This window comes from Streptomyces durmitorensis (assembly GCF_023498005.1).
Classification (GTDB): Bacteria; Actinomycetota; Actinomycetes; order Streptomycetales; family Streptomycetaceae; genus Streptomyces; species Streptomyces durmitorensis.
On record NZ_CP097289.1, the window covers coordinates 1,955,858 to 1,980,724 of the forward strand.

At 72.8% G+C, this 24,867-nt stretch carries 24 protein-coding genes; 11 read left to right on the top strand and 13 right to left on the bottom strand.

Going from position 1 to position 24,867, the window contains the following annotated elements; all coding sequences use genetic code 11:
* The first annotated feature begins 216 nt into the window (after positions 1-216).
* A complete protein-coding gene (locus M4V62_RS08940) occupies positions 217-588 on the top strand; it encodes a CBS domain-containing protein (protein WP_249586702.1) in 372 nt (123 codons plus the stop codon).
* Between the two features lie 332 nt (positions 589-920).
* Here the strand turns inward: M4V62_RS08940 and M4V62_RS08945 are convergent, their stop codons facing one another.
* From M4V62_RS08945 to M4V62_RS08955, 3 genes are read right to left on the bottom strand one after another with little or no spacing between them, the layout of a single operon-like run.
* Entirely contained in the window at positions 921-1,916 is a 996-nt protein-coding gene (locus tag M4V62_RS08945) for an AraC family transcriptional regulator (protein WP_249586703.1), read from the bottom strand.
* A 44-nt stretch (positions 1,917-1,960) separates the two neighbouring features.
* The gene (locus M4V62_RS08950) at positions 1,961-2,572 is read right to left on the bottom strand and encodes a TIGR03086 family metal-binding protein (RefSeq protein WP_249586704.1); all 612 of its coding nucleotides are present in this window, start codon (positions 2,570-2,572) and stop codon (positions 1,961-1,963) included.
* Positions 2,573-2,604: 32 nt separating this feature from the next.
* Positions 2,605-4,224 carry an ABC-F family ATP-binding cassette domain-containing protein gene (locus M4V62_RS08955; RefSeq protein WP_249586705.1) on the bottom strand — a complete coding sequence of 540 codons (1,620 nt, stop codon included), beginning with the start codon at positions 4,222-4,224 and terminating at the stop codon, positions 2,605-2,607.
* Between the two features lie 225 nt (positions 4,225-4,449).
* On the opposite strand from M4V62_RS08955, the gene M4V62_RS08960 reads away from it, so the two are divergent.
* The 3 genes from M4V62_RS08960 (at position 4,450) to M4V62_RS08970 (ending at position 5,782) form a co-directional block, all read left to right on the top strand.
* Positions 4,450-4,599, top strand: coding sequence for a hypothetical protein (locus M4V62_RS08960; RefSeq protein WP_249586706.1), 150 nt, complete (start codon positions 4,450-4,452; stop codon positions 4,597-4,599).
* A 94-nt stretch (positions 4,600-4,693) separates the two neighbouring features.
* Entirely contained in the window at positions 4,694-5,503 is an 810-nt protein-coding gene (locus M4V62_RS08965; RefSeq protein WP_249586707.1) for a class I SAM-dependent methyltransferase, read from the top strand.
* A 108-nt stretch (positions 5,504-5,611) separates the two neighbouring features.
* Positions 5,612-5,782, top strand: coding sequence for a hydrophobic protein (locus M4V62_RS08970; protein ID WP_249586708.1), 171 nt, complete (start codon positions 5,612-5,614; stop codon positions 5,780-5,782).
* 65 nt (positions 5,783-5,847) lie between these two features.
* Here M4V62_RS08970 and M4V62_RS08975 read toward each other — a convergent pair whose 3' ends face one another.
* The gene (locus tag M4V62_RS08975; RefSeq protein WP_249586709.1) at positions 5,848-6,699 is read right to left on the bottom strand and encodes a GvpL/GvpF family gas vesicle protein; all 852 of its coding nucleotides are present in this window, start codon (positions 6,697-6,699) and stop codon (positions 5,848-5,850) included.
* 67 nt (positions 6,700-6,766) lie between these two features.
* Complete coding sequence (gene ligD, locus M4V62_RS08980) at positions 6,767-7,732, bottom strand: non-homologous end-joining DNA ligase (RefSeq protein WP_249586710.1); 966 nt, start codon at positions 7,730-7,732, stop codon at positions 6,767-6,769.
* 135 nt (positions 7,733-7,867) lie between these two features.
* Between ligD and M4V62_RS08985 the strand changes: the two genes are divergently transcribed.
* A complete protein-coding gene (locus M4V62_RS08985; RefSeq protein ID WP_249586711.1) occupies positions 7,868-8,458 on the top strand; it encodes a hypothetical protein in 591 nt (196 codons plus the stop codon).
* 60 nt (positions 8,459-8,518) lie between these two features.
* Here M4V62_RS08985 and M4V62_RS08990 read toward each other — a convergent pair whose 3' ends face one another.
* Complete coding sequence (locus M4V62_RS08990; RefSeq protein ID WP_249586712.1) at positions 8,519-10,366, bottom strand: transketolase; 1,848 nt, start codon at positions 10,364-10,366, stop codon at positions 8,519-8,521.
* A gap of 292 nt (positions 10,367-10,658) precedes the next feature.
* Here M4V62_RS08990 and M4V62_RS08995 point away from each other — a divergent pair, with 292 nt between their 5' ends.
* The 6 genes from M4V62_RS08995 to M4V62_RS09020 all read left to right on the top strand — a co-directional run bounded on the left by M4V62_RS08995 (position 10,659) and on the right by M4V62_RS09020 (position 16,290).
* Positions 10,659-11,759: an enolase C-terminal domain-like protein gene (locus tag M4V62_RS08995; protein ID WP_249586713.1), complete on the top strand. Its 1,101-nt coding sequence runs from the start codon at positions 10,659-10,661 to the stop codon at positions 11,757-11,759.
* 29 nt (positions 11,760-11,788) lie between these two features.
* Positions 11,789-12,361 (top strand): nucleoside/nucleotide kinase family protein, encoded by a 573-nt coding sequence (locus tag M4V62_RS09000; protein WP_249586714.1) that lies wholly within the window; start codon positions 11,789-11,791, stop codon positions 12,359-12,361.
* A 10-nt stretch (positions 12,362-12,371) separates the two neighbouring features.
* Complete coding sequence (locus M4V62_RS09005; RefSeq protein ID WP_249586715.1) at positions 12,372-12,725, top strand: VOC family protein; 354 nt, start codon at positions 12,372-12,374, stop codon at positions 12,723-12,725.
* A gap of 56 nt (positions 12,726-12,781) precedes the next feature.
* The gene (locus M4V62_RS09010; protein ID WP_425575028.1) at positions 12,782-13,459 is read left to right on the top strand and encodes a GntR family transcriptional regulator; all 678 of its coding nucleotides are present in this window, start codon (positions 12,782-12,784) and stop codon (positions 13,457-13,459) included.
* A gap of 202 nt (positions 13,460-13,661) precedes the next feature.
* The gene (locus M4V62_RS09015; protein ID WP_249586717.1) at positions 13,662-14,936 is read left to right on the top strand and encodes an amidohydrolase family protein; all 1,275 of its coding nucleotides are present in this window, start codon (positions 13,662-13,664) and stop codon (positions 14,934-14,936) included.
* A gap of 58 nt (positions 14,937-14,994) precedes the next feature.
* Positions 14,995-16,290, top strand: a complete 1,296-nt coding sequence (locus tag M4V62_RS09020) for an amidohydrolase family protein (RefSeq protein WP_249586718.1) — start codon at positions 14,995-14,997, stop codon at positions 16,288-16,290.
* Positions 16,291-16,583: 293 nt separating this feature from the next.
* Here the strand turns inward: M4V62_RS09020 and M4V62_RS09025 are convergent, their stop codons facing one another.
* From M4V62_RS09025 to M4V62_RS09055, 7 genes are all read right to left on the bottom strand, one after another.
* Positions 16,584-18,563, bottom strand: coding sequence for a DUF5107 domain-containing protein (locus tag M4V62_RS09025; protein WP_249586719.1), 1,980 nt, complete (start codon positions 18,561-18,563; stop codon positions 16,584-16,586).
* 139 nt (positions 18,564-18,702) lie between these two features.
* Entirely contained in the window at positions 18,703-19,248 is a 546-nt protein-coding gene (locus tag M4V62_RS09030) for a GNAT family N-acetyltransferase (RefSeq protein WP_249586720.1), read from the bottom strand.
* Between the two features lie 20 nt (positions 19,249-19,268).
* Complete coding sequence (locus M4V62_RS09035; protein WP_425575027.1) at positions 19,269-19,580, bottom strand: hypothetical protein; 312 nt, start codon at positions 19,578-19,580, stop codon at positions 19,269-19,271.
* On the bottom strand, positions 19,577-19,825 hold the full coding sequence (locus tag M4V62_RS09040) for a LapA family protein (RefSeq protein WP_249586721.1): 249 nt from the start codon (positions 19,823-19,825) through the stop codon (positions 19,577-19,579). Before M4V62_RS09040 ends, M4V62_RS09035 begins: the two co-directional genes overlap by 4 nt.
* Positions 19,826-19,967: 142 nt before the next feature.
* Positions 19,968-21,776: a CocE/NonD family hydrolase gene (locus M4V62_RS09045; RefSeq protein ID WP_425575026.1), complete on the bottom strand. Its 1,809-nt coding sequence runs from the start codon at positions 21,774-21,776 to the stop codon at positions 19,968-19,970.
* 163 nt (positions 21,777-21,939) lie between these two features.
* Positions 21,940-22,863: a S66 peptidase family protein gene (locus M4V62_RS09050; protein ID WP_249586722.1), complete on the bottom strand. Its 924-nt coding sequence runs from the start codon at positions 22,861-22,863 to the stop codon at positions 21,940-21,942.
* Positions 22,860-24,845, bottom strand: a complete 1,986-nt coding sequence (locus M4V62_RS09055) for a dipeptidyl-peptidase 5 (protein WP_425575048.1) — start codon at positions 24,843-24,845, stop codon at positions 22,860-22,862. The genes M4V62_RS09050 and M4V62_RS09055 overlap by 4 nt, the downstream gene beginning before the upstream one ends.
* Positions 24,846-24,867 lie beyond the last annotated feature (22 nt).

Genomic DNA, 24,867 nt, shown 5'->3' on the forward strand with positions numbered 1-24,867 from the left:
CACACCCGGGGCGAGCGCAGATCGCTCCCACGGACGTGCCTCCGGTCCGAAGCACTGTCTACTTCGCCTGCCCCGAGGTCCTGGGCACAAACACAGGTGTGCCGTGGCGGGGGCATCGGCCGGGTCCCCCCACTTCTTCCGGGCAAACCCGCATGGACCGGCCGCACAGGGGTACTGCGGCTGGACGCACTCACCCCCGCAGGAAGGGCCGCAACCATGGCTGTTGTCGTACGGGACGTCATGACTCCGGGCGTCATAGCGGTGGGCCCCGATGCCTCACTGGTGGAAGCGGCACAACTGATGCGCGCGCAGGACATCGGCCATGTCCTGGTGGCCACGGCCGGTCGCGTGGTCGGCGTGCTCACCGACCGGGACATCACGCTGCGGGCCGTCGCCGACGGCGCCGACCCCCTCACCGTCAGCGCGCAGGCCGTCTGCACCCCGAACCCCGTGATGGTCGCACCGGACGACGCGGTGTCGTCCGCGGTCAGCCTGATGCTGGAGAACGCCGTGCGCAGGCTGCCCGTCGTCGAGAACGGACAGTTGGTGGGCATGGTGACCCTCAGGGATCTCGCCGCATCGGCCTGAAGCCGGGCGGGCCGCTGCCCCGGCCCTCGGCCGGGCGGGGGCCCGGCCCGGCCTTGAGGGAGCGGGTCCGGTTGCACGGTGGTGCGGGGGGAGCGACCGGACCCGCGGCACGGGCCCGGCCCGGCCTGGGGCCGGGCCGGATCATCCCCGGCGGTCCGTCACGGCCGTGCCCCTGGGGCGGGTTATGGACCCGTGGGCAGCGACCGGCCCAACCGGTGACAGCTGAAACGATAAATCAGTCGTCCCGAGGTCACGATCCGCTGAGCGCGGCCACTGTCCGGATAACGCACGGTCCGGGCGACGGGCGGTCCTGCCCGCTCACCACCGGCACTTCAGCCCCGCAGCGTCTTGGACGGCAGCTCCCCGAACCGGGCGTGGTACTGCTCGGCGAATCTGCCCAGATGGCTGAAACCCCACCGGTGCGCCACCTCGCTCACGCTGAGCGAGCCGGGCTCGGCGGCCCGCAGTTCGTCGCGCACCCGGGTCAGCCGCACGTCGCGTACGTACGCCATGGGGGACATCCCCACATAGCGGCGGAACGCCTCCTGGAGCCAGCGCACCCCGACCCGCGCCTCGGCGGCGAGCCCGGCCGGAGTGAAGGGATGCTCGGGCCGCTCCTGGACGGCGTCCATCGCGCGCTTCACCGGCGCCGGGCGCAACTTCTGCACCGGAGCGGCGAGTTCGTCACGGAAGGGATGCTCCGCGCAGAGCAGCAGCCCGTTCAGGATCGCCTCCTGGAGGGGCGCCGCGACCAGCGGCGACGTGTAGAGCGAGGCCGGGGCCCGCGACGCTCCTGGCTCCTGCTCGCGCAGGTCCTCGATGACCGTCGTGACGAGCCGGGCCCAACTGCGGCCGGGGCCGCGGGTGGTGTCGAGCTCGGGGGCCAGCGCCAGCGGGGTGCGCACGGGCCGGCCGAGGAGCTGTTCGAGGCGCCGGTCGAGCGCCTCGCGGTCCATCTTCACCGCCAGGACCCGGCAGTCGCCGGTCCACCGCTCCACCACCGTGTCGCCGACGGGCTGGAACACCCCGGCCCGCTCGGCCGTCGCGACGGTGCCCGCGCCGCCGCCCTGCCGGAAGCTCATGTGCCCGCCGAGCAGTATGTTCACGTGGTACGCGCCCAGTTCGCCGAGCCGCATGCGCACATCGGCGCCGCAGCTGAGCTCGCCCAGGGTGAGCGCACCGAGCTGCCCGATGTCGAACTCGGCCCGGAAGGCGCGCCGCCCGTCGATGACATCCATGAAATTGCTGTAGAACGTGGCACCGATCATCTGCCGTGCCTCGTCCACGTCCGCGGTCCTGAAGGACGTCCTCAGCGTCTCAGCACTCACGCGTGATCACCTGCTCCCCCGCCATCACTCGCGCTCCCCCGCGGCTACACCTGGCGCCCCAGCAGACTCAGCAGCTCCGTCTGCGCGTCGGCGTCCTGCGGCGGTTCCACCGCGGGGGCGAAGAGCCCCGTCTTCGCCAGGTCCGCAGCGTACGGCTTGATTTCCCGTACGGAAAAGGCGACGAGGTCCTCCGGAAGCCTTTCGTCCGCTCCGATCGCCCGGGACAGGTCCCAGGCGTGCACGACCAGGTCGCTGATCATCTGCCCGCAGTAGAAGTCCGCCGCGGTTTCACCGAAGGAGAGCTGAACCGTGCGGTCGAGGGCGCCCGGCTCGCGGAACGCCTCCTGGGACGCGGCCGCGGCCGTGTCCCAGGAGGTGACGGGGTCGGGGCCGAGTACGTCGCCGTCGAAGGCGTCGCCGACGGAGTCGATGGTGGCGCCGTCACGGACGAGCGAGGGCACCCAGAGCTGCTCGGCGGCGAGGTGGTTGACGAGGTCGCGCACGGACCAGTCCGCGCACGGCGTCGGCGCGTCCCACTGATCGGCGCCGACCGCGTGCACCCGGTCGGTGAACAGTTCGAGTGCGGCCGAATGCCGGGCGAGGAGCGGGTCGCCCGCCCCGTCGGACGGGCCCGCTGTGCCAGTCGTGTCTGCCATGCCCGCCATTGTCCTCCTGGCGGCAGGCGGCGCTACCGCTTCCGCTCCACCCGGCGCTCGTCCCAGACCGGCTCCGGCGTCTCGCGCACGAGGCCGTCGCTGCCGAAGACGAGATAGCGGTCGAAGGAGCGGGCGAACCAGCGGTCGTGCGTCACCGCGAGCACCGTCCCTTCGTACGCCTCAAGGCCCTCCTGGAGCGCCTCGGCCGACTCCAGGTCGAGGTTGTCGGTGGGCTCGTCGAGCAGCAGGGCGGTGGAGCCCTCAAGCTCCAGGAGCAGGATCTGGAAGCGCGCCTGCTGGCCGCCCGAGAGCCGCTCGAAGCGCTGCTCGGCCTGTCCTGTGAGCTCGTAGCGGCGAAGGCGCGACATGGCGGGCCCCTTGGCCTGGGCGTGCTCGCGCCACAGGATGTCCAGGAGCGTGCGGCCGAAGAGCTCGGGGTGGGCGTGGGTCTGCGCGAAGTGGCCCGCCACGACGCGCGCGCCGAGCTTCCAGTCGCCGGTGTGCGCGACGTCGCCGCCGGCCAGGAGGCGCAGGAAGTGCGACTTGCCGGAGCCGTTCGAGCCGAGGACGGCGACGCGCTCGCCGTAGAAGACCTCGATGTCGAAGGGCTTCATCAGGCCGGTCAGCTCAAGGTTCTTGCAGGTGATGGCGCGGATGCCGGTCCGCCCGCCCTGAAGGCGCATGGTGATGTCCTGCTCGCGCGGCGGCTCGGGCGGCGGCCCGGCCTCCTCGAACTTCCGCAGGCGGGTCTGCGCCGCGGCGTACCGCGAGGCGAGCTCATGGCTGATCGAGGCGGCCTGCCGCAGGCTGAGCACGAGCTTCTTCAGCTGGGCGTGCTTCTCGTCCCAGCGCCTGCGCAGCTCCTCGAAGCGCGCGAACCGCTCCTTCCGCGCCTCGTGGAAGGTGGAGAAGCCGCCGCCGTGCACCCAGGCGTCGGCGCCCGCGGGCCCCGGCTCGACGCTGACGATCTTCTCGGCGGCGCGGGCCAGGAGCTCGCGGTCGTGCGAGACGAACAGGACGGTCTTGCGCGTCTCCTTGAGCTTCTCCTCGAGCCAGCGCTTTCCGGGGACGTCGAGGTAGTTGTCCGGCTCGTCCAGGAGCAGCACCTCGTCGCCGCCGCGCAGCAGGGCTTCGAGCACCAGGCGCTTCTGCTCGCCGCCGGAGAGGGTGCGGACCTCGCGGAACTGCGCCTTGTCGTACGGGATGCCGAGCGCGGCGGTGGTGCACATGTCCCAGAGCGTCTCGGCCTCGTAGCCGTGGGCCTCGGCCCAGTCGGAGAGGGCCTGGGCGTACTGGAGCTGGGCGGCCTCGTCGTCGACGGTCATGATCAGGTGCTCGGCGACGTCCACGGCCTTCGCGGTCTCGCGGATGCGGGCGTTCGACACGGAGACGAGCAGGTCGCGCACGGTCGTCTCGTCGCGCACCGATCCCACGAACTGCGGCATGACGCCGAGACCGCCGCTGACGGTGACGGTGCCGCCGTGCGGCTGGATCTCGCCCGAGATCAGGCGGAGCAGGGTGGTCTTGCCCGCGCCGTTCGCCCCGACGAGGGCGACGATGGCGCCCTCACCGACACGGAAGGAGACATCACCGAGCAGAGCTCGCCCGTCCGGCAGGTAGTACTCGATGTGCGCGGCTTCCAGATGTCCCATGCGGGGATTGTCTGTGGGTGGCACGGGTTGCTGCAAATGCGTTTCGTCCCGCCCGCCGCCCCCGGCTGCCGCAGGGGTCGGTTTTCCGACCCGCCCGGCGGCCGGGGAAAGGAAACCGCCCGCCGGGGCACCCGCGCCCCATGCCTCCGCGAGCCCGCCTCATCGCCCTGAACCACCGCACCTTCGACGCCGTCGCGACCCGGCACTGGCCGGGCGCAGGCCGCCGTGCGGATTCCCAGGCTGTGGGTGGACGGCCTCGAGCCCGGGACCGTGGTGGCGTACGACGGTGAAGTGGCCGTCGTCCACGACGGGTTGCTCATCGACAAGCTGCCCGGGGCGCTGACCGTGTACCGGCCGCTGCCCTCCACCGGGTGACCACATAGTGATACGCGGGTCTCATTATTCGACATGGCGGCGTACCGTTCGATCCACCGCAGCGAGCGGAAGCGAACGCGAAGGAGTTCCCGTCATGCCGGAGGAGACCGCCGTCTACACGCATGGACACCACGAGTCCGTGCTGCGCTCCCACACCTGGCGGACCGCCGCCAACTCGGCCGCCTATCTCGTCGGTTCGGTGAAGCCGCACATGCGGATCCTGGACATCGGCTGCGGCCCCGGCACCATCACCGCCGATCTGGCCGAGCTCGTCCCCGACGGCCATGTCACGGGCGTCGACCACGCGCCCGGCATCCTGGACCGCGCCCGCGCGACGGCGGCCGAACGGGGCCTGGAGAACGTGGAGTTCGCCGTCGCCGACGTGCACGCCCTGGACTACCCGGACGACTCCTTCTGCGTCGTCCACGCGCATCAGGTGCTCCAGCACGTCGGCGATCCGGTGCGCGCCCTGAGCGAGATGCGGCGCGTCTGCGCGCCGGGCGGCATCGTCGCCGCCCGCGACGCCGACTACGCGGCGATGACCTGGTACCCCAACTCCCCCGCCATGGACGGCTGGCTTGACCTGTACCGGCGGGTGGCCCGCGCCAACGGCGGTGAGCCGGACGCGGGGCGCCGCCTCAAATCCTGGGCCCTGGAGGCCGGTTTCGACGACGTCACCGCGAGCGCGAGCACCTGGTGCTACAGCTCGGAGGAGGAGCGCGCCTGGTGGAGCGGGCTCTGGGCGGACCGCACGGTCGCCTCCGACTACGCGGGACGCGCCGTCGAGGGCGGGCACGCCGACGCCGGTGAACTGAGGTCCTTCGCCGAAGCGTGGCGCGAGTGGGGGACGCGGGACGACGGGTGGTTCGCCGTGCTGCACGGAGAGGTGCTCTGCCGGAAGTGACGTGCGGAGCGGAGTGAAGTGGCGTGGCGCACAGTCGCACACGGGTTCTTGATTCCGCGCGTGGATCGGTCCGTTGGGGATACCCGGGGCAGCAGGAGGTAAGACACTATGGTTCCTATTCTGCTCGTCCTTCTGCTTGCCCTGCTTCTCTTCGGCGCGGGGTTCGCCGTGAAGATTCTCTGGTGGGTCGCCATCGCCGTGCTCGTCATCTGGCTGGTCGGCTTCCTGATGCGCAGCACCACGGCCACCGGGTCGCGCTCCCGCTGGTACCGCTGGTAGCCGCCCACCGGTGGTAGCCGTACTCGGAACCCCGAATGTCCAGCATGTCCACGAGCCCGCGGGTCTCAGCCCGCGGGCTCGGTCGGGCCCTCGGCCGGGCTGGGGCCGGCGGACTCGACGAAGCTGTACGGCGGCAAAGGGCCGCGCACCCGAAGGTCCAAGTGGGGCTGGTCCGCGCGCAGTTCGGCGACCGCGGACAGGAAGCCCACGGCCGCGTCGCGGTGCACGAGGAAGGAGAGGTCGGCCAGCCAGCCCGTCCCCTCGGGCCCCGCGTAGACCGCTTCGGTGGTCGCCTCAAGGGCGCGCCGCACATGATCGGCGTCGCTCGACTCCCGCGCGCGCACGGTAGCGGCGACCTTCTCGCCGAGGCGCAGCTTCTGCTCGTGGCTGCCGCCCCCTGCCAGCTGGTTGGCCTCGACCATGGCCCGCAGTTCCGGATTCTCCGCGAGGACCTGGTGCAGGACGGCGCGTTCGTTGTGGGAGGCCTTCACGTTGTACTCGACCCTGCTGTCCAGGGCGCGCAGCCGCTCCGCGTAGTGCTCGGCCCGTTCTGCCAGGACCGTGCGGACCGCGTCGTCGTCGGGCGCGAGGCTGCCGAAGCGCATCGGGAGCACGGCGCCGCACAGGCCGGCCTCGGACAGGACGTTCTGGTGCGCGAGCAGGTCCCGCTGCTTGGGCTTCAGGTCTCCGGGAGCGTCGCTGACGAGCGCGGCGAGCTCGCCGCGCCGCACGACCCGGACGGGGAGGGGCGGTTCACCGATGCCGTTCATGCCGTCCATGCCGTTCGCGCGGTTCGCGCGGTTCGCGCGGTTCGCGCCGCTCCCGGCGTCCCCGGCGTCCCCGGCGTTCGTTTCCCTCACGTCGTCCGGCAGGTTCGGATGCCTGCTTCCGACGATGCCGTAGATGTACGTGCTCACTGCTCCCTCTCCTCACCTCTCACACCGCGCGCCGAGTCCGAGTGACCCCGTGCGCCATGGCCAAACCTCAGCCGCGCAGCGCGCGCAGCTTGCGGCGGGCCGGGCCCAGGGCGCGTCCCGAGCGCAGGAGTCCCGCCCAGGGGTCGGTGCGGGCCTGCTCGACGGCGCCTTCGATGGTCCAGCTGCGGGCGCCGAGCGCGGGGTCGTCGACGGCCTCCCAGGCGACGGGCACGGCCACCGGCGCGCCGGGCCGTGCGCGGACCGAGAAGGGGGCGACGACGGTCTGCGCGTACGCGTTGCGCTGCACGTCCAGGTAGAGACGGTCGCCGCGGTCCTTCTTGCGGGCGGCCGTGGTGAGCTGCTCGGGGTGGGCCTGGGCGAGCGTCTCGGCGACGTCCTTGGCGAAGGCGCGTACGTCGTCGAAGTCGTGGCGGCCGTTGAGGGGCACGATGACGTGCAGTCCGCGCGAGCCCGTGGTCATCAGGGCGGAGGGCAGCCCGACGTGGTCGAGCAGTTCGCCCAGGAGACGCGCGGCGTCGCGCACGGGGCCGAAGTCGTCCTTGGCCGGGTCGAGGTCGAAGACGAGCCGGTCGGGATGGGTGACGCCGCCGGTGCCGCCGACGCGGGACGTCCAGCGGTGCAGCGTGAGGCAGGCCTGGTCGGCGAGGTAGAGGAGCGTGGCGGTGTCGTCGCAGACGGTGTGCGTGACGGTGCCGCCCTCCTTGGCGACCTCGGCGCGGGTGATCCAGTCCGGGTAGTGGCCGGGGGTGTCCTTCTGCATGAAGCGGGGCCCGTCGACGCCGTCCGGGTGCCGCTCCAGCATCAGGGGGCGGCCGCGCAGGTGGGGCAGCATGAACGGGGCGACGGCCCGGTAGTAGTCGGCGAGGTCCCCTTTCGTGTAGCCCGCTTTCGCGGAGCCCGCCGATCCGTCGGTCGTGCGGTCCGCCGTGCCGTCGGCCGGGAAGAGGACCTTGTCGGGCCGGTGCAGCTCGATGGTGTGGCCTCCCGCCCGCAGGGTTCGTGCGCTGGTCATGTGGGGTTCCTTTCATGCTGCGTAGGGGTGCTGACGACACCTGAGGACGGGGGCTGACGGGCGTGCCCCGGGCCGCGTGCGCCGGAAGGATTCAGAGGGACGGTTCAGGTCGGACCGGAGTGAGCGAGGCAGACCATGGCGAACGGAACGCAGAGACATCCGGGGCAGGGGCGCCCTGACGGGCCCGCCGAGAGCTCGGCGCGGCCGGGGGTCCGGCGCCCTCTCCCCACTCCCCGGTCCGGCGGCGGCGAACCCGCCCCTCCCCCTGCCGTACGCGCCGCGTTCGCGCTCTGGATCACCGCGGTCGTGGCGGGATTCTTCGAGACGGTGCTCATGGTCGGCCGGCTGATCTCCGACGGCGACACGTCCGCCGGGGAGATCGCGGGCGGCCTGCTGGTGCGGATGACCGTGTTCTCGGCCGCCGTCCTGGTCGCCGTCCAACTGCGCCGCGGCAGGAACTGGGCCCGCCTGACGCTCGCCGTGGGGCTCGGTGTCCTCGGCACGCTGTCCCTGGTGGTCGAGCCCGTCCGGTGGCTGGCCGACCATCCGCTGGGCGACGCCTTCCGGGACCTGGGCGTGGTGGACGTCCTGTTCGGCGCGAGCCGCGTGCTGCATCTGAGCGCGGTGCTCGCGGCGCTGGTCCTTATGTTCGGGCCCACGGCCAACGCCTGGTTCAGGGCGCAGACCGGGAAGCCCGGGAAGCCCGGGGAGCGCGGGAAGCACTAGTGGTCCAGCGAGCCCACGCAGCGCTGGCGGTCCGGCGGGGCCACGCAGCACTGACCGGCCTCACCGCACCACCGCCTGCTCCACGAGCAGCCGCGCCGCCGCCGCGATGGACTCGGCGTCGATTCCGGCGGCGCGCAACTGCTCGGCGGGGGACGCCGAACCCGGCATCGTCCGCACCGCGAGCCGCACCAGGCGCGGCACCGGGCTCCCGTCGCCGAAGGCCTCGCAGACGGCGTCACCGATGCCGCCCTCCGGCCGGTGGTCCTCGACGGTGAGCAGACAGCCGGTGCGGTCGGCGGCCTCGCGCAGGGTGGCGCGGTCGACGGGCTTGACCGAGTACAGGTCGATGACGCGCACCTGGATGCCCTCGCGGTCCAGGAACTCGGCGGCCGTCAGCGCCTCGTGGACGGTCACGCCCGCCGCCACCAGTGTGAGCCGGTCGGCGTCGGACGAGCGCAGGACCTTGGAGCCGCCGACGGGGAACTCCTCTCCGGGCCCGTAGATGACGGGCGTGTCCCCGCGCGACGTGCGCAGGTAGCGCACGCCGTCCAGGCCCGCCATCTGCGCGACGAGCCGCCCCGTCTGGTGGGCGTCGCACGGATACAGGACCGTCGAGTCGTGCACGGCGCGGAACATCGCCAGGTCTTCGAGCCCCATCTGGGAAGGACCGTCCTGGCCGATGGCGACGCCCGCGTGGGAGCCGACGAGGTTGATGCCGGAGCCGCTGATCGCCGCCATGCGGATGAAGTCGTGGGCCCGGGTGAAGAAGGCCGCGAACGTGGAGGCGTACGGAACCCAGCCGCGGGCCGCCAACCCCACGGCGGCGGCGACGAGTTGCTGCTCGGCGATGTAGCACTCGAAGTAGCGGTCGGGGTGCTCCTTGGCGAAGTACTCCGCCCGCGTGGAGTCGCCGACCTCCCCGTCGAGGGCCACGATGTCGCCGCGCGCGGTGCCGAGCGCGGCGAGCGCCTGGCCGAAGGCGGTGCGGGTGGCGACCGAGTCGCCCACCTCGTGGCGCGGCAGCTCCAGATGACCGGTGCGCGTCGCGTGCAGCGCCCGCGCGGCGGCGGGCTTGCGCACCTCGACCCGGATATCGTGCGCGCCGCCCAGCTCCTCGATCGCCGCCTGTGCCTCCGGCAGGGGCTTGCCGTGCATGCCCTCGCGGTCCTCGACGGCGGCGACACCCTTGCCCTTGACGGTGCGGGCAAGGATGGCCGTGGGCTGCCGGGTGGTGGAGCGGGCCTCCTGGAAGGCGAGGTCGACCGCGTCCAGGTCGTGGCCGTCGACCTCGACGACGTGCCAGCCGAAGGCGGCGAACCGGCGGGCGTAGGCGCCGAGATCCCACGCGTGGCGGGTGGGGCCGCGCTGCCCCAGGCGGTTGACGTCGACGAGGGCGGTCAGATTGTCCAGGTGCTCGTACCCGGCGTGCTCGACCGCCTCCCACACCGAGCCCTCCGCCAGCTCGCTGTCGCCGCACAGCACCCAGACCCGGTAGGGGATCCGGTCGAGCCGCTTGCCCGAGAGCGCCATGCCGACGCCGACGGGCAGCCCCTGGCCGAGGGATCCGGTGGCGGTCTCCACCCACGGGATGCGGCGCGGCGTCGGATGCCCCTCCAGACGGCTGCCCTCGGTGCGGAAGGTCAGCAACTCGCTGTCGGTGACCACGCCCGCCGCTTTGTACGCCGCGTACAGGAGGGGCGACGCATGTCCTTTGGAGAGGATGAAGCGGTCGTTGCCCGGATGGTCGGGCCGGTCGAAGTCGTAGTGCAGGTGGCGCCCCAGGAGCACCGCCATCAGGTCGGCGGCGGACATCGACGAGGTGGGGTGGCCGGATCCCGCGGCATCCGCAGCCCGGACGGAGTCGACCCGCAACTGCCGTGCGAGCGGGGCGAGTTCACTGGTGGTCATGGCGGGTCCTCCTTGGCTGGGGGCGTTCGGTCGCGGCGGTCCGCCGGTCGCGTCGGGCCGCCGGCTCCCGCCGCGCGGGACCTCCCGACGGCACGGGCACGCGGGACTCCCGGTTGCCCCGGCGGACCGCCGCCAAACTCCGCCGGGCTCCGGGCCCCGCTCCGGGTGCGCACGCCGTTTGCCCGGCGCGCTTCGGGATACCCGTCCGTGGACGCCGCAGCAGGTGCGGGCGAGAGCCGACGCCGCGCCGCCCCACGGCCCCCACCCCCGCATGTGATCCAGGACGGTCCCGATGAAGGACGCAGTGCCCATCGAAAGCCCCGCCATGTCCGCGTACCTGGTGCCCGCGGACGCCCCCGAGGCGGACGGCACCTTCGCGTGGGAGAGCACGACGATCGTGTTCGTCGAGGTCACGGCGGGCGACGCGACGGGCACGGGCTGGACCTACGCTCCCGCGTCCACCGTGGCCCTGATCGCCGAGCAGTTGGTCCCCACGGTCACGGGTCTCGACGCGCTCGACATCCCCGCGGCGCACGCGGCGATGACGAAGACGATCCGCAACACCGGCCGCCCGGGCGCCGCCTCGTGCGCCGTGTCGGCGATCGACATCGCCCTGTGGGACCTGAAGGCACGCCTCCTGGAGATCCCGCTCGTACGTCTCCTGGGCGCGGCCCGCGACGAGGTCCCCGTCTACGGCAGCGGAGGCTTCACGACGTACCACGACACGCATCTGGCGGCCCAGCTGAACGGCTGGGTGCACGGCCAGGGCATACCCCGCGTCAAGATAAAGGTCGGCGAGGACTGGGGGCGGGCCGCGGCCCGCGACGTGCTGCGGGTACGCACGGCGCGCGACGTCATCGGCTCGCAGGCCGAGTTGTATGTCGACGCGAGCGGCGGCTACACCCGCAAGCAGGCGGTCCGGGTGGGCCGGGTGCTTGCCGAGCACGGGGTGGGCTGGTTCGAGGAGCCGGTGCCCTCGGACGACCTGCGGGGGCTCGCGCTGGTGCGGGACGCGCTGGTCTGCGACGTGACGGCCGGCGCGTACGGCTACGACCTCTCGTACTTCGCGCGGATGGTGCCCGCCGTGGACTGCCTCCAGCTGGACGCGACGCGCTGCGGCGGTCTGACCGAGTGGCTGCGCGCCGCGGCCCTCGCGCAGGCGCACGGCATCGAGGTCTCGGCCCGCTGCGCCCCGCACGCGCATGCCGCGGTCGCCGCGTGCGTACCGAATCTGCGGCACATCGAGTGGCTCCACGACCATGTGCGGGTCGAGTCGATGTTCTTCGACGGCGCCCTCGACCCGACGGGCGGCGTCGTCCGGCCCGACGGCGGCATCGGCCACGGCCTGGAGCTGCGGCGCACCGAGGAGGTCGAGGAATACCGGGTCGCGTGAGACCGCACCGGCCTGCCACGCTCCCCTCCATGCACACGACGGAAGCACTGCTCGTCGGAGGCCGTTCCGGGGTCGGCAAGTCCTCGGTCGGCTGGGAGGTCGCGGCGCTGCTGCGGGCGGCGGACGTGGGGCACGCGTACATCGAGGGCGACACCCTGGACACGGTCCACCCGGCACCGGAGGGCGACCCGCACCGCGCGCGGATCACCGAGCGCAACCTCGCGGCGATGTGGGGGAATTACCGCGATCTCGGCTGCCGGCGCCTCGTCTACACGAACACGGCGAGCGTGCTCGGCAGCGAGGAGTGGATGTTCGTCAGCGCGCTGCGCGGCCCGCGCATCGTCCGCGTGCTCCTCACGGCGACGGATGCCACCGTCGAGGAGCGACTCACGCGCCGCGAGCAGGGCTCGGAGCTCGAACAGCAGCTGCGCCGCAGCACGTTCATGGCCCGCCACCTGGAGGAGCACGCGGCCGACGGCACGCTGCGCGTGGCGACGGACGGGCGGCGGGTCACGGACATCGCGGCCGATGTGGTGGCCGCCACGGGGTGGATGTCCCGGAAGTCGCCGGAAACGATCTCGCGTCCGGGCCCGGCCAACTAGGCTCGCCCGTATGGAGATCCTGGGAGCCACGCTGCGTATCTGCGTCGAGGACCTGGAGTCCTCGGTCGCCTTCTACGAACGCCTCGCGGGCGGTCCCGCGCAGCGTTTCGAGCGTGGGGGCGTGTCGGTCGCGGCGGTCGGGTGCTTTCTGTTGATGAGCGGTCCCGAGAAGGAGATCGAGATCCTCCGGAAGGTCTCGGCGACGATCGCGGTGGAGAACGTCGACGAGGCGTACGCCGTCCTGAACGCGTCCGGCGCCCATGTCATCGCGGGCCCCGTCCCGACCCCGGCGGGCCGCAACCTCATCGCGATGCATCCGGACGGCGCGGTCTTCGAGTACGTGGACCGGCGCGCCGCGACCTGACCGCCCCTGCCCGGCCGCCCCGTATCCTCCACGGCAGGCAGGCCGAACGGAGGACGGTGCACGTGGCGGGCAGTGCGAGCGGTACGGAACGGGTGTCGTTGAGCGCCCAGGCGCGCGAGGCCGTCCGGCAGCGCATCGTGGACCGCCGCTATCCGCTGGGCGCGCGCCTGGTGGAGCGCGAGGTCGCCGAGGAGCTGCGGATGTCGCGGGTCCCCGTGCGGGAGGCGATGCGCGCGCTGGTCGCCGAGGGCCTCCTGGAGCTCCTGCCGCACAGCGGGGTGCGGGTGCGCCGCCTGGAACGTTCCGACGTGCGGCATCTGTACGAGGTGTGGGAGCCGCTCGCCGTCCAGGCGTCCCGGCTCTCCGCGCGCCGGGTGGCGGAAAGCGCGCCGGACGAGCCGCCGGGACTCGCCGCGCTGCGGGCCACGCTCGGCCAGGCCGAGCAGGCGTCGGACGTGGACGACGGGCCGCGTGAGGTCGCCGCGCACACGGCGTTCCACGAGGGCATCGTGACCCTCTCCGGCAATCCTCTGCTTGCCCGCACGATGGAGCAGCTGAGCTGGCAGCTCCAGCTCCTGTTCGGCATGCGCGCGGAGCCGGACCACATGCGGGCCCAGCACGGCCTGATCTACCGGCAGATCGCGGCGGGCGACGAGGAGACCGCGGCGGCGAGCACGCTGCTGCATGTGCGGGACAGCCAGGCGGTGGCGCTGCGGTCGCTCTTCGAGGCGTGACCGAGGAGGCGTGACCGAGGAGGCGTGACCGAGGCAAGACCCCGCCCCACCTTTCGTATACCAGCGAGGTAATCCCTCGCCACCATTCCAGGACATTCGACTACAGGACCCCTATCCTGCCTCGCCCTTCCTTGCGGGCGGCTCCAGCTTGGTATACAAACTGCGGACGCGTTCCCTCCGCAACACGCCCTGGAGCAGTCCCATGTGCGTCGAGTCCATTCCTCCGCCCTCCTCCCGGCTCACCCGCCGCGGCGTCCTCGCGGGTGCGGCGGCGCTCGCCGGGACCACGGCCGTGCTGGCCGCCTCCGCTCCCCAGGCGGGCGCCGCCGCTCGCGAGGGGCGGCAGACCGGCGGCGATCTGGTCATCGAGGGCGGCACCCTCCTGGACCCCGCGACCGGCGAGGTGACCGAGGACGCGGTGGTCGTCATCGTGGACGGCGTCGTCCGCTCGGCGGGCAGGCGCGGGCGGACCGAGGTGCCGGACGGGGCCGAGGTGATCGACGCGCACGGGCAGTGGATCCTGCCGGGCCTCGTCGAGGGGCACATCCACCTCAACACCGCCGCCGAGGCCCGCGACGCGGTGCTGCTCGGCGCGACCAGTGCCCGCAGCGGCTCGACCAACTTCTTCCAGGACATCGCCGTGCGGGAACTGGCCCGCCAGGCCCCGGAGCAGGCGCCCCGGCTGCGCGCCGCCGGTGTCTTCGTCACGCCCGACCTGGGCGACACGATCCTCGCCGACCCGGAGCTGACCCCGCTGGCCAGGCTGCGGGACGGCGTGCGCTCGCCCGAGGCGCTGCGCCGCGTCGTCGAGGTCAACCTCGCCCGTGGCGCCGACGTCATCAAGACCCGGGTCAACGAGCGGGCAGGGCTGCCCGAGCAGGACCCGCTGGCCCAGGTGTACGACCGCGAGCAGCTGTCCGCCGTGGTCGCGGCGGCCCGGCGCGGCGGCAAGGGCGTGCTCTGCCACAGCTACAGCGAGAAGGGCTGCCACGACGCCGTCATGGCGGGCATCCGCTCGCTGGAGCACGGCGCGTTCGTCGGCGAGCGCACGCTGCACGAGATGCGGCGCAGGGGCACGTACTTCACGCCGACCCTCACCGCGATCGCCGGTCTCGCCGACTCCCCGGACCCGGTGCTCGCCGAGCGCGGCCGCCAGTACCTGCCGGTCCTGAAGCGGGCCGTGCTCGCCGCGCACGAGATGGGCGTACCGCTCGCGGCGGGCACGGACTCCTCCGGCGGGAAGATCAAGCCCATCGGCCGCGAGGTGGAGCTGATGCGCGAGGCCGGGCTCTCCGCGCTCGACGCGATCCGCACGGCCACCACCGGGGCCGCGAAGCTGCTCGGCCTCGAGCGCACGGCGGGCAGCCTCGCGCGTGGCTTCGCCGGTGACGTGATCCTCCTGGACGGCGACCCGCTGTCCGACGTGACGGTCCTCAAGAAGCCCCTGCGCGTGGTCCGTTCGGGCATCGCTCTCTGAACCCCACCGTCCCCTTTTCGGCAGTCATCTGCGCACCCCATCCCCGAAGGAGACCCCTATGACGCCTCTCTCCCGCCGCGGCGTGCTCGGCGCCGCCGCCGCGTTCGCCGGTACCGGAGCCGCCGTGGCCGCCGGCTCCCCGGCCACCGCCTCGTCCCGTGGCGACGGCCACCGCCCCAAGGCCGTGGTGTTCCGCGACGTCCGCCCCTTCGGCGCGAAGAAGCCCGTCGACCTCACGGTGGTCGACGGCCGGATCACGGACGGCCGGGCCCCCAAGGGCGCCAAGGTGATCGACGGCGGCGGCCGGGTCGCCCTGCCCTCGCTCGTGGACGCCCACATCCACCCGGACAAGACGACGTGGGGCAGCTCCTGGATCACGCGGAAGCCGGCGAGCGGCATCGCCGACTACTGCGCCCAGGACGTGGAGGTGTTCAAGAGCCAGCCCCGGCCCGTCGGCGAGCGGGCGTACGGCCTGATGGCGCACGCCGTGACCCGGGGCACCCGCGCGATGCGCGCCCACGTGGACGTGGCGCCCGCGTACGACCTGGCCGGCGTCGAGGGCGTGAACGCGGCCCGCAAGCGGCTCGGGCACGCCCTGGACGTGCAGGTCGTGGCCTTCCCGCAGCACGGCGTGATCCGGACTCCCGGCACGGCTGAGCTCCTGGAGGAAGCGGCCCGTTCCGGCGCGATCGATCTGGTCGGCGGCATCGACCCGATCAGCTTCGACAACGCGATGGACGAGCAGCTCGACCTGGTCTTCGGCCTCGCGGACCGGCACGGGGTCGGCGTGGACATCCACCTGCACGACCGCGACGAGAAGGGCACCAAGGTCCTGCGGGCCATCATCGACCGCACCCGCGCCCTCTCCCTGCGCGGCAAGGTCACGGTCAGCCACGTCTTCTGCCTGCCGAACCTGTCCGACACCGAACTGGACAAGATGGCGGCCGACCTGGGCGAGCAGGACATCTCCCTGACGACGGTCGCGCCGAACGAGTCGCTCGTCCTGCCGATCGCGAAGCTGCGCGAGCACGGCGTGCGGGTCGGGCTCGGCTCGGACGGGGTGCGCGACTCGTGGAGCCCGTTCGGCAACGCCGACATGCTGCACCGCGCGCACATACTCGGCTGGGTCACCGACGTCCGCCTCGACGACGAACTCGCCGACTGCTACGGCGTGGGCGCACACGGCGGCGCCGACGTGATGGGCCTGGACCACGCGGACCTGAAGCCCGGCGCCCCCGCCGACTTCATCCTCGTACGCGGCGAGTGCCTGCCGCAGGTCCTGGTGGACATGCCGCAGCGGGACATGGTGGTCCACGGCGGCCAGGTCGTGGCCAGGAACGGCGAGTTGGCGTAGCCCGACCCCCTGAGGGCGACCGACACCCACCCCCAGGGACACCCACCGCCCCGAAGCCCCGCGCCCCGCCGACTCCTCCTCATACGCGAGGAGCAACCCGCCACAGGCCAGGGCCGATCCGCCGCAGCCGGGCATGGTGACCACCACGGCGACATCGTGGCCAGGAACGGCGAGCTGGCGTAGCCGGTGCCCTGGGGGGCGGCCGACACCCCCCCAGGGACATCCACCACCCCGAAGCCCCGCGCCCCGCCGACTCCCTGGGAGGGGCGGCTGCCCCGCCCCTCCCAGGGCCTTCACTCCTCCGAGGCGGCCCGCATCCGGTAGTCGTACCGAGCGGGCAGCTCTTCGTCGGTCGCCGCGTGCCACAGCTCGCCCAGGACCTCCGCGCCCTCGCGCAGGTCGGCCACCTCGAAGCCCTCGTCGAATATCGCCCGCGCCGCGTCCCTCTCCCCCTCGGCCAGGAGCAGTTGGACCTCGACGAGGCGGAAGCGGCCCTCCGCCCGTGTGGACGCGGGCAGCCGTTCCCATACGCCGCGCGCCGCCGCCTGCCGTCCGGCGGCGAGCAGGACGCCTATCGCCTCCCTGCCGAGGGCCGCACTCGCGGACGTCCACAGGGTGCCGTCGTCGCGCCGCTCCTGGCACAGGTCGTCGAAGGCTTCCGCGTACCGGTCCGCGGCGCGCTCGATGTGGCCCGCATCCTGGTCGGCGACCGCGAGGCACCGCAGCAACGGCCAGCGCGACGGGGCGAGTTCGAGGCCCCGCTCCCAGCTGCGCACCGCCTGCGCACGGTCGCCCGCGTGCCACTGTGCCACGCCCAGGTGGTACTCGGCGACCGGCCGCGCGGGCGCCGTCTCCAGCATGTCCCGCCAGTGCGGGGCGACCAGGGTCGGCCCCGGCGGCGCCACCCGGCGCGGCTCGGGGACGGCGCCGGAGCGCAACAACTCCAGCCACGGCTCCTGTTCGGGGCCCAGCGTGTCCTCGGCGAACGGCGTGCCCGGCAACTTGTGGTCCGCGCGCAGGACTTCGAGCGCGCCCCACCCCGACCCGGTGGCGAGCACCTCGCCCGGCTCGGTGTCCGCACACGGCCGCCAGGCGTCGTACGCCTCCTCCACCGCGGCCCGGGGCAGCGCGTCGGCGAGCCGCGCCCGCGCCTCCTCGCGCGCGGCGGGCCAGTCACCGCCGTGCACCAGGCCCGGGTCCGCCGACAGCGGTCCGTACGACTCCAGCCACGTGAACTCGCTCTCGGCGTCCAGGCGCACGTGCTCCAGCTGCGTGCGCGCGAGGCCCGCCTGGATCTCCGCGTACCCGCCGGTGCCCGGCTCCGTCAGCCACTCCTGCCAGCGCTGCCCGCCCGTGCCGGACCCCCACACGAAGAGCTTGCGGCCGCGCAGCAGGTCGGTCGACGTCTGGACGAGGCCGTGCCCGTCGTCGTCGAGAGCGGCTATCCAGCGGCGCGCCCGGTCCGGTACGTCGTAGAAGTAGTCGGCGGCGTACTCGCTGCGGGGCGGGTACGTCCGGTCGACCCCGTCGGTCTCGGGCACCGGGACCCGGCGCAGCCCGCCCGCGTACCCGAAGTGCCATGCCTCGTCCGCCGGGGCGAGGACCCGGCGCTCCTGCGGCACCGCGATGTTGGACCACCAGTAGACCGGCACCGCCTTCTCGTGCGGATTGCGGATGCGCACGCCGACATGGAGGAAGTCGGACCCCTCGGGCAGCCACAGGTCCACCTGGAACGGCACGTCCCGCAGCCGCTCCCACTCCCAGAGCCGCAGCATCTCGCCGCCGTCGGGCGCCGTCACGCGCGCGGCGTGCAGCGGCGCGCAGGACAGGGTCGTATGGCCGGTGGCGCCGATGTTCCACTCGATGCCGCCGGAGAACCAGGCGCCGTTGAGCGCGAAGGCCGCGGGCTGCAACACCGGGTTGCGGTAGAGGAGTTCACGCCCGGTCGGCTTGTGGAAGAGGGAGTGGACACGGCCGCCGAAACCGGGCAGGACGGTGGCGCGCAGCCGGTCGTTCTCGACGACCAGGGTGTCGAGCGTGGTCTCGGTCCGCTCGCGTCCGTACCCGTCGAGCACCCGCGTCGGCAGGATGCCGCGCAGCGGCTCGTACCCCAGCTGCCGCGCCATGTCGCGCGGCAGGCCCTGTCTGCCGCGCTCGTCCAGGGTGTGCACCTCACGGAGCGGCCGCAGTGGCGGCAGGGGGTTCTCGGGGCCCAACGGGGCGGCGGGCAGCGTCAGTACGTCACGTCGCACGGTGGTCGTCACGATCACCATGGAACACGGTCGCCGCCGTCCCGACCAGGGGCTATCCCGGTCAGGATTATGCAAAGGCGCGCGGCCTCGGCTTCCGCGACCTGAAGTGCTCGGCGACCGACATGGACACCATGAAGATCAACCAGAAGTCGTCGCGCCGCTAGCGGGTCGTCCCGGCGGTCAGCGCCCACCGCTGGTGATCGCGCCACGCCCCGTCGACGAAGAGGAAGTCCGGCGAGAAGCCCTCGAGCCGGAAGCCGCAGCGGCGGGCGAGGGCGATCGACGCGGTGTTGCCGGGCTGGACGTTGATCTCCAGGCGGTGCAGGTCGAGCACCGTGAAGGCGTACCGCACGACGAGCCCGAGCCCCTCCCCCATCAGGCCGCGGCCCGCCGCGTGCGCGAAGGCGCCGTACCCCAGCGCCCCGCACCGGAAGGCACCCGCGACGATGTTGTTGATGTTGATGAACCCGGCGATGGCGCCGCCCGCCTCCCGGTCGCAGACCAGGAACCCCACCTTGCCCCGGCCCTCGATGAGGGTGCCCGCGTACGCGGCGTAGGCCTCGTCCGTGGCGGGCGGGAAGAGCCAGGGGCGGTGCAGCTCCCGGCTCTCCCGCGCGCGTGCGGTGAACTCAGGGCCGTCGGCATGGGTGAAGGGGCGTATGCCCACGCGGGGCCCCTCGGCGAGATGAACGGTGTCGTCGGACATCCGGACACGCTAGCCGCTCCCTATACGGGGCAGCGCTCGGCCTTCTTCACGACGCCGATGGTGACCGTCTGCCCGGTCAGTTCCTTGCCGGGAGCCGGAGACTGCGTGCACACCTTCCAGCTGAGCGGCCACAGGACGTTGCGCTGCCGGCCGCTGACGTCGCGCACCTCGACGCGGGTGCGGTAGTCGACGCCGGAGAAGACCCGCGCGAGGCCCTGCCCCCGGAAGTCCGGCATGGGCGGTCCTGCCGCCGCCGCGGTCGTCACGGTCATGACGCCCGCGGCGAGCGTGGCGCCCGCGACGACTCCCGCACGCCTGATGAGCATCCTCACTTGCGCCTCCGCATGTAGTACGCCCCGCACAGCGCACCGATCACCGCCGTGCCGAACAGGGCCATCCACAGCGGCACGGTCACTTCGGGGATCAGCAGCCTGATCTTGGTGCTGCGGGTGTTCTCGAAGATGAAGACCAAGGTGAGGACGGCGAGCAGGGCGACGACGATCCTGCCGGGCGTCACTGCGCCACCGCCGCCGCCCGAGCTGCCCTTGGAGCCGCCCGAGGAGGTGCTTGGACTCATCGTGAACCCTTCCGTCGGAGCAAATCGACCGGCCTCCCCCGGTGACCAGCATGGGCAGCTGGGCCGGGTTCGCGCGCGGTGGGTGCCCCTCCGGGGTGGGGGTGTGGGCCGTCCGGGTGAGCCCGGGTGAGCTCCAGGAGGCTCAGCGGACGACGGGCAGCTGGATCACCCCGGTGTCATCGGGCGCGCTGGTGACGGTCACCGGCTTCACTCCCCTGTTCCCGGCATACGCGTCGTCACTGGCCGCCACCACGAACCGCAGCTTGTGCCCCGCTTCGTACCGGTGCACGATCCCCGGCAGCGACACGGTGAACGGCTTCGTCACGTCCGGCACGCGCACGGGCGCCACGAGCCGGTGCACGAGGGTCTTCTTGCCGTCGGGCGCGATGTCGTAGAGCTTGGCGAAGAGGACCAGCTTGTCGGCCGCGTCGCCGGAGTTCTGCACCCGCTCGGTCCTGGGCGAGACGACCTTCAGGGTGGCCTTCGCGGAGCCGACGACGTCCACGGCCGTGGTCAGCGGCTCGGTCGTCCAGTCGAGGTAGGTGCCCTTGGTGTCGCGCGGGGCGGGGTCGGGCAGGCCGATCATGCCGGCGAGTGAGCTCTCGGCGTGGCTGGTGGGGATCAGCCAGTTCCGGTACTCGCGGCTGCCGCGCGCGACCTTCTTCCGGTTGTCGACGAGCTTGCCGTCGCCGGACAGGTACAGCTTCTGGTTCAGGGCGGGCACCTTCGACGCGGTCGCGTAGGTGCCGTTCGGTCCGCTGTCGGCGGGGACCCAGTCCTGGTGGTAGGCGAAGGCGGGTCCGGTGTCGGCGCCCTTGTCCTGCCGGAGGTAGCGGTCGAACCACGACAGGACGCGCTTGCCCACGTAGCTCGTCTCCAAGTTCCCCTCGGAGAGGTTGAGTTCACCGGACGCGGCGTCGGTGAGGCCTCCGCTGTGGCCCCAGGACTGCCAGATCATCTTCGTCGTGGTGCCCTGCGCCTTGAGCGTCTCGTACGTCGCCTGCGCCTCGTTCAGGTTGAAGAGGCTGTCGGCCTGGCCCTGGATCAGCAGGGTGGGCGCTTTGACCTGCGGCAGGTACGAGACGGGCGAGACGCTGCGCGCGTACTCCTGGAGGGCCTCGGTCTTGTCGGCGGGGTAGCGGCCCGAGTTGAGCGTGCGGATCGTCTCGCAGGCCTTGGTGACGAAGTGCAGGCAGGTCAGGGAGTTGATGCGGGACGGGTCGAGGCTCGGCTCCAGGAGCGGCTGGCCCTCGCCGATGAGGTAGAAGCCGTTCATCCACTGCCATTTGGAGGCGCCGGGGACGCTTCGGTCGGAGGCGTTGTTCGGGTCCAGGGAGTAGCTCAGGTCGTTCCAGGTGATCATCGGTACGAGGGCGTCGACCCGGTGGTCCACTGCGGCCGTCGCCATCTGGATCGCCCCGCCGTACGAACCGCCGATCATGCCGACGCGGGGATCGGCCCTGCCGTCCTTGGTGACGTAGTCGATCGTCGTACCGTCGTCGGCCGCGCGCTTCCCGGCGAGGAAGTCGACGAGCCCGGAGGCCGCCTTGCCGTCGGTCTTCGGGTCGTCGAGGGAGATCAGGCAGCCGGACTTGCCGAAGCCGAGCCCCGAGTAGACGAGCCCGACATAGCCGCGCTCGGCGAAGGCCTTGCCGGTGGCCGCCGTCGAACCGTCCGACTTGCTGCCGCCGAAGCCGTTCGTGGTGAGGACGGCCGGCGCGGGGTGCGCGGCGTCCACACCTGCGGGGCGGTAGAGGTCGGCGTCGACGGTGCAGCTCCTGCCGCCCGCATCGACCGTGAACTTCAGCGGGGTGACCGTGAATTGGCCGGTGGCGCTCGCGGGCGCGGGCGCCGCGAGCGCCAGGGGCGCGGCAAGGGCGGCGCCGACGGCCAGGGCGAGCGGCGCGCGGGAGCGGGAGACGGCACGACGGGATGCGGTACGACGGGACACGAGACCTCCACGCTGAGGACAGCCGACTACCGACCGGTAAGTAACCGGCCAGGGGTCATGTTGTGACACGTGTCAGGCGTGGGTCAACGCTCGTGACAGGAGTTTCTCGCCGGGAGTTGACGGAGATTCAGCGAGACGGGATGCCGCTCAGTCGGGACCCGCCTCACGCCAGCGCAGGCACGTCCAACGTCAACGTCCCGCTGTCGGCGTCCAGTTCGCCCGCCACGCCGAACGGCACGGTCAACGCCCCCGCGCAGTGCCCGAACCCGAACTCCTCCACGATCGGCACCCCGAGCCCACCGAGCCGGTCGAGCAGCAGCGCCCGCACCGTGTCGTACGCCTCGCAGTCCACCCACGAGCCGAGCGCGACCCCGCTCACCCCCTCCAGCCAGCCCGCGCGGGCGAGTTGAGTGAGATAGCGGTCGAGGCGGTAGTTCTCCTCACCGGTGTCCTCCAGGAAGAGCAGACCGCCCCGCGCCGATGTGCGCGCCCCGGGGGCGCCGAGGTCGGAGGCGAGCAGGCAGAGGCAGCCGCCGAGCGTGACGCCCCGCGCCCGGCCCGGCACGAGCGCCGAACCGTCCGAAGCGATCACCTGGACCCGCTCCGGCTCGAAGAGCGTGGCCCTCAAGTGCTCCTGGGCGCGGGGGTTCTTGAGAAAGTCGAGGGCCGCGACCATCGGGCCGTGCAGTGTCGCAAGGCCCATCCGCGCCGCGAACGCCTCGTGCAGCGTGGTGATGTCGCTGTAGCCGACGAAGATCTTGGGACCCGCGGCCCGCATCGCCGCCCAGTCCATCGACTCCACCATGCGCAAGGCGCCGTAGCCACCGCGCGCGCAGAGCACCGCGGCGACGGAGGGGTCGCACCACGCCTCCTGGAGGTCGCGTGCGCGACCGGCGTCCGTGCCCGCGAGGTAGTCGAACTGCGGGTGCTGGTCGCGGACATGCGGGGCGACGACCGCCTCCAGGCCCCAGCCGCGCAGGATGTCCAGGCCCGCCTGGAGCCGCTCATCGGGAATGGGCCCGCTGGGCGCCACGACGGCGACCCGCGCGCCCGGGGTCAGCCGCGCGGGACGCGTCAGGGGGTTCACTTGGCGAGCTCCAAGGTGGGGGCGCCGCCGGACAGGTTCAGGCGGAACACCTGGGCGTAGAGGGAGAGTTCCGCCTCCAGGGCGCGGATCAGCGTGTCCGCGCGGCGGAATCCGTGCCCCTCGCCCTCGAAGGCGATGTAGGCGTACGGCACGCCCCGCCCCTCCAGTTCGGAGACGAACCTCTCCGCCTGCTCGGGCGGGCAGATCACGTCGTCGAGCCCCTGGAGCAGCAGGAAGGGCACGCTGACCCGGTCGGCGTGCTCCGCGGGGGAACGCTCCACGTACCGCGTCGGCACCTCGTCGAACGGCCCGATCATCGAGTCCAGATACCGCGACTCGAAGTCATGGGTACCGCCCGCGGCCCACTCCGTGAGGTCGAGGACGGGGTAAATGATCGTGCCGCAGGCGTACACGTCCGTCGTGGTCAGCGAGGCCGCCGTGGTCCAGCCGCCCGCGCTGCCGCCCCGGATCGCGAGGCGTTCGCGGTCGGCGGTGCCCTCGTCGGCGAGCGCGAGCGCGACGGCCGCGCAGTCCTCGACGTCGACGATGCCCCACTGCTCGCGCAGGCGGTTGCGGTACGCGCGTCCGTAGCCGGTCGAGCCGCCGTAGTTGACCTCCGCGACGCCGATGCCGCGCGAGGTGAAGTAGGCGATCTCCAGGTCGAGTACGAGCGGGGAGCGGCCGGTGGGGCCGCCGTGCACCCACACCACGTACGGCGGGAGCTCGTCGTCGGGGGCGACGCGGGTCGGGTGGTGCGGAGGGTAGACGTGCGCGTGGATCTCGCGGCCCGCCGGGCCGCTGAAGGTGCGGATGCGCGGCTCGGGGTAGTACGCGGTGTCCACCGGGTCGTCGTGCGCGGCGCCGATCACCCGGGCGCGGCCGGTGCTCGTGTCCAGCTCCACGACCTCGTACGCGCTGCGGGGGCTCGCCGCGACGCCGACGGCCCGGGTGCCGTTCACCGCGACGGTCGCCGACCATTCCGTCCAGGGGCCCGCCGCGTCGACGACCTCGCCGGTCTCCGGGTCGAGCACGCCGAGCGCGGTGGCGCCCTTTCCGTGCACGACGGCGACCAGGCCGCTGTCCAGGGGCGCGAACCAGCCGGAGCCGACCTGCCACAGGGGGCCCGCGAACTCCTCCTGGCGCGGACAGACCGGGGCTTCGTGCCCGCCGTTCACCGGGTCCGTGCGGTAGAGGTTCCACCACCCGGTCCGGTCGCTCGCGAACAGGAGCCGCCCGTCCGGCGCCCACTCCACCTGCGCGATGGACTCCTCCGGGCCGCCCGCGTACACCCGCGGCGCACCGAAGGTGCCGTCCGCCCTGATCTCGGCGACGAGGAGTTCCGTCCCGTCCCACGGCATCCGGGGGTGGTCCCAGGCGATCCACGCCACTCGGGCGCCGTCCGGCGAGAGGCGGGGTCCCGTGATGAACCGGTGCCGGTCGTCGGAGAGTTCCCGCACCGCCGCGCGGTCGTCGGCGGCCGTTCCGTCGAGCGGCACGGCGACGGCGACCCGCCGCACATCGGTCGGCCCCTGGCCGGTGAACTCCTCCAGGACGCACCAGACCTCGCCCCGGTCCAGGTGCACGCACAGGTCGACGTACCGCAGTCCGCCGCCCACGCCGGAGAGCGGAGTCAGCGGGCGCGGCGCGGCTGCGGGGGTGTCGGGCTCGTACGCGTACAGGCGCTGGTCCGCGAAATTGGCGAACACCACCAGCGGACCCTCAGGCCCCTCGGCCCCGGCCCAGGAACGCCCCCCGTACTCCATGACCCGGCTGCGCACGTTCCACGGCTCGGGCAGCACGGACTCCTCCGCGCCGCCCGGACGCCGCCGGATCAGGGCGCGCCTGCCGCCTTCGGCGGGCCTCGGCTCGGTCCACCACGCCTCGTCCCCGACGAAGCCCACATGGGCCGGTGAGCCGTCGTGGGCCGCGGCGAGCGCCGCGTCGATGGGTGACGGCCATGATCCGTAAGCCTGGGTCTGCATCATGTCCTTTTCTTCCCCCATG

Excerpts from the sequence above, each read along its gene's own strand:
- M4V62_RS08940 (WP_249586702.1), top strand. The coding sequence starts at position 217 with ATGGCTGTTGTCGTACGGGACGTCATGACTCCGGGCGTCATAGCGGTG.
- M4V62_RS08950 (WP_249586704.1), bottom strand. The coding sequence starts at position 2,572 with ATGGCAGACACGACTGGCACAGCGGGCCCGTCCGACGGGGCGGGCGAC.
- M4V62_RS08955 (WP_249586705.1), bottom strand. The coding sequence starts at position 4,224 with ATGGGACATCTGGAAGCCGCGCACATCGAGTACTACCTGCCGGACGGG.
- M4V62_RS08965 (WP_249586707.1), top strand. The coding sequence starts at position 4,694 with ATGCCGGAGGAGACCGCCGTCTACACGCATGGACACCACGAGTCCGTG.
- M4V62_RS08970 (WP_249586708.1), top strand. The coding sequence starts at position 5,612 with ATGGTTCCTATTCTGCTCGTCCTTCTGCTTGCCCTGCTTCTCTTCGGC.
- ligD (WP_249586710.1), bottom strand. The coding sequence starts at position 7,732 with ATGACCAGCGCACGAACCCTGCGGGCGGGAGGCCACACCATCGAGCTG.
- M4V62_RS08985 (WP_249586711.1), top strand. The coding sequence starts at position 7,868 with ATGGCGAACGGAACGCAGAGACATCCGGGGCAGGGGCGCCCTGACGGG.
- M4V62_RS08990 (WP_249586712.1), bottom strand. The coding sequence starts at position 10,366 with ATGACCACCAGTGAACTCGCCCCGCTCGCACGGCAGTTGCGGGTCGAC.
- M4V62_RS08995 (WP_249586713.1), top strand. The coding sequence starts at position 10,659 with ATGAAGGACGCAGTGCCCATCGAAAGCCCCGCCATGTCCGCGTACCTG.
- M4V62_RS09000 (WP_249586714.1), top strand. The coding sequence starts at position 11,789 with ATGCACACGACGGAAGCACTGCTCGTCGGAGGCCGTTCCGGGGTCGGC.
- M4V62_RS09005 (WP_249586715.1), top strand. The coding sequence starts at position 12,372 with ATGGAGATCCTGGGAGCCACGCTGCGTATCTGCGTCGAGGACCTGGAG.
- M4V62_RS09015 (WP_249586717.1), top strand. The coding sequence starts at position 13,662 with ATGTGCGTCGAGTCCATTCCTCCGCCCTCCTCCCGGCTCACCCGCCGC.
- M4V62_RS09020 (WP_249586718.1), top strand. The coding sequence starts at position 14,995 with ATGACGCCTCTCTCCCGCCGCGGCGTGCTCGGCGCCGCCGCCGCGTTC.
- M4V62_RS09025 (WP_249586719.1), bottom strand. The coding sequence starts at position 18,563 with ATGGTGATCGTGACGACCACCGTGCGACGTGACGTACTGACGCTGCCC.
- M4V62_RS09030 (WP_249586720.1), bottom strand. The coding sequence starts at position 19,248 with ATGTCCGACGACACCGTTCATCTCGCCGAGGGGCCCCGCGTGGGCATA.
- M4V62_RS09040 (WP_249586721.1), bottom strand. The coding sequence starts at position 19,825 with ATGAGTCCAAGCACCTCCTCGGGCGGCTCCAAGGGCAGCTCGGGCGGC.
- M4V62_RS09055 (WP_425575048.1), bottom strand. The coding sequence starts at position 24,845 with ATGCAGACCCAGGCTTACGGATCATGGCCGTCACCCATCGACGCGGCG.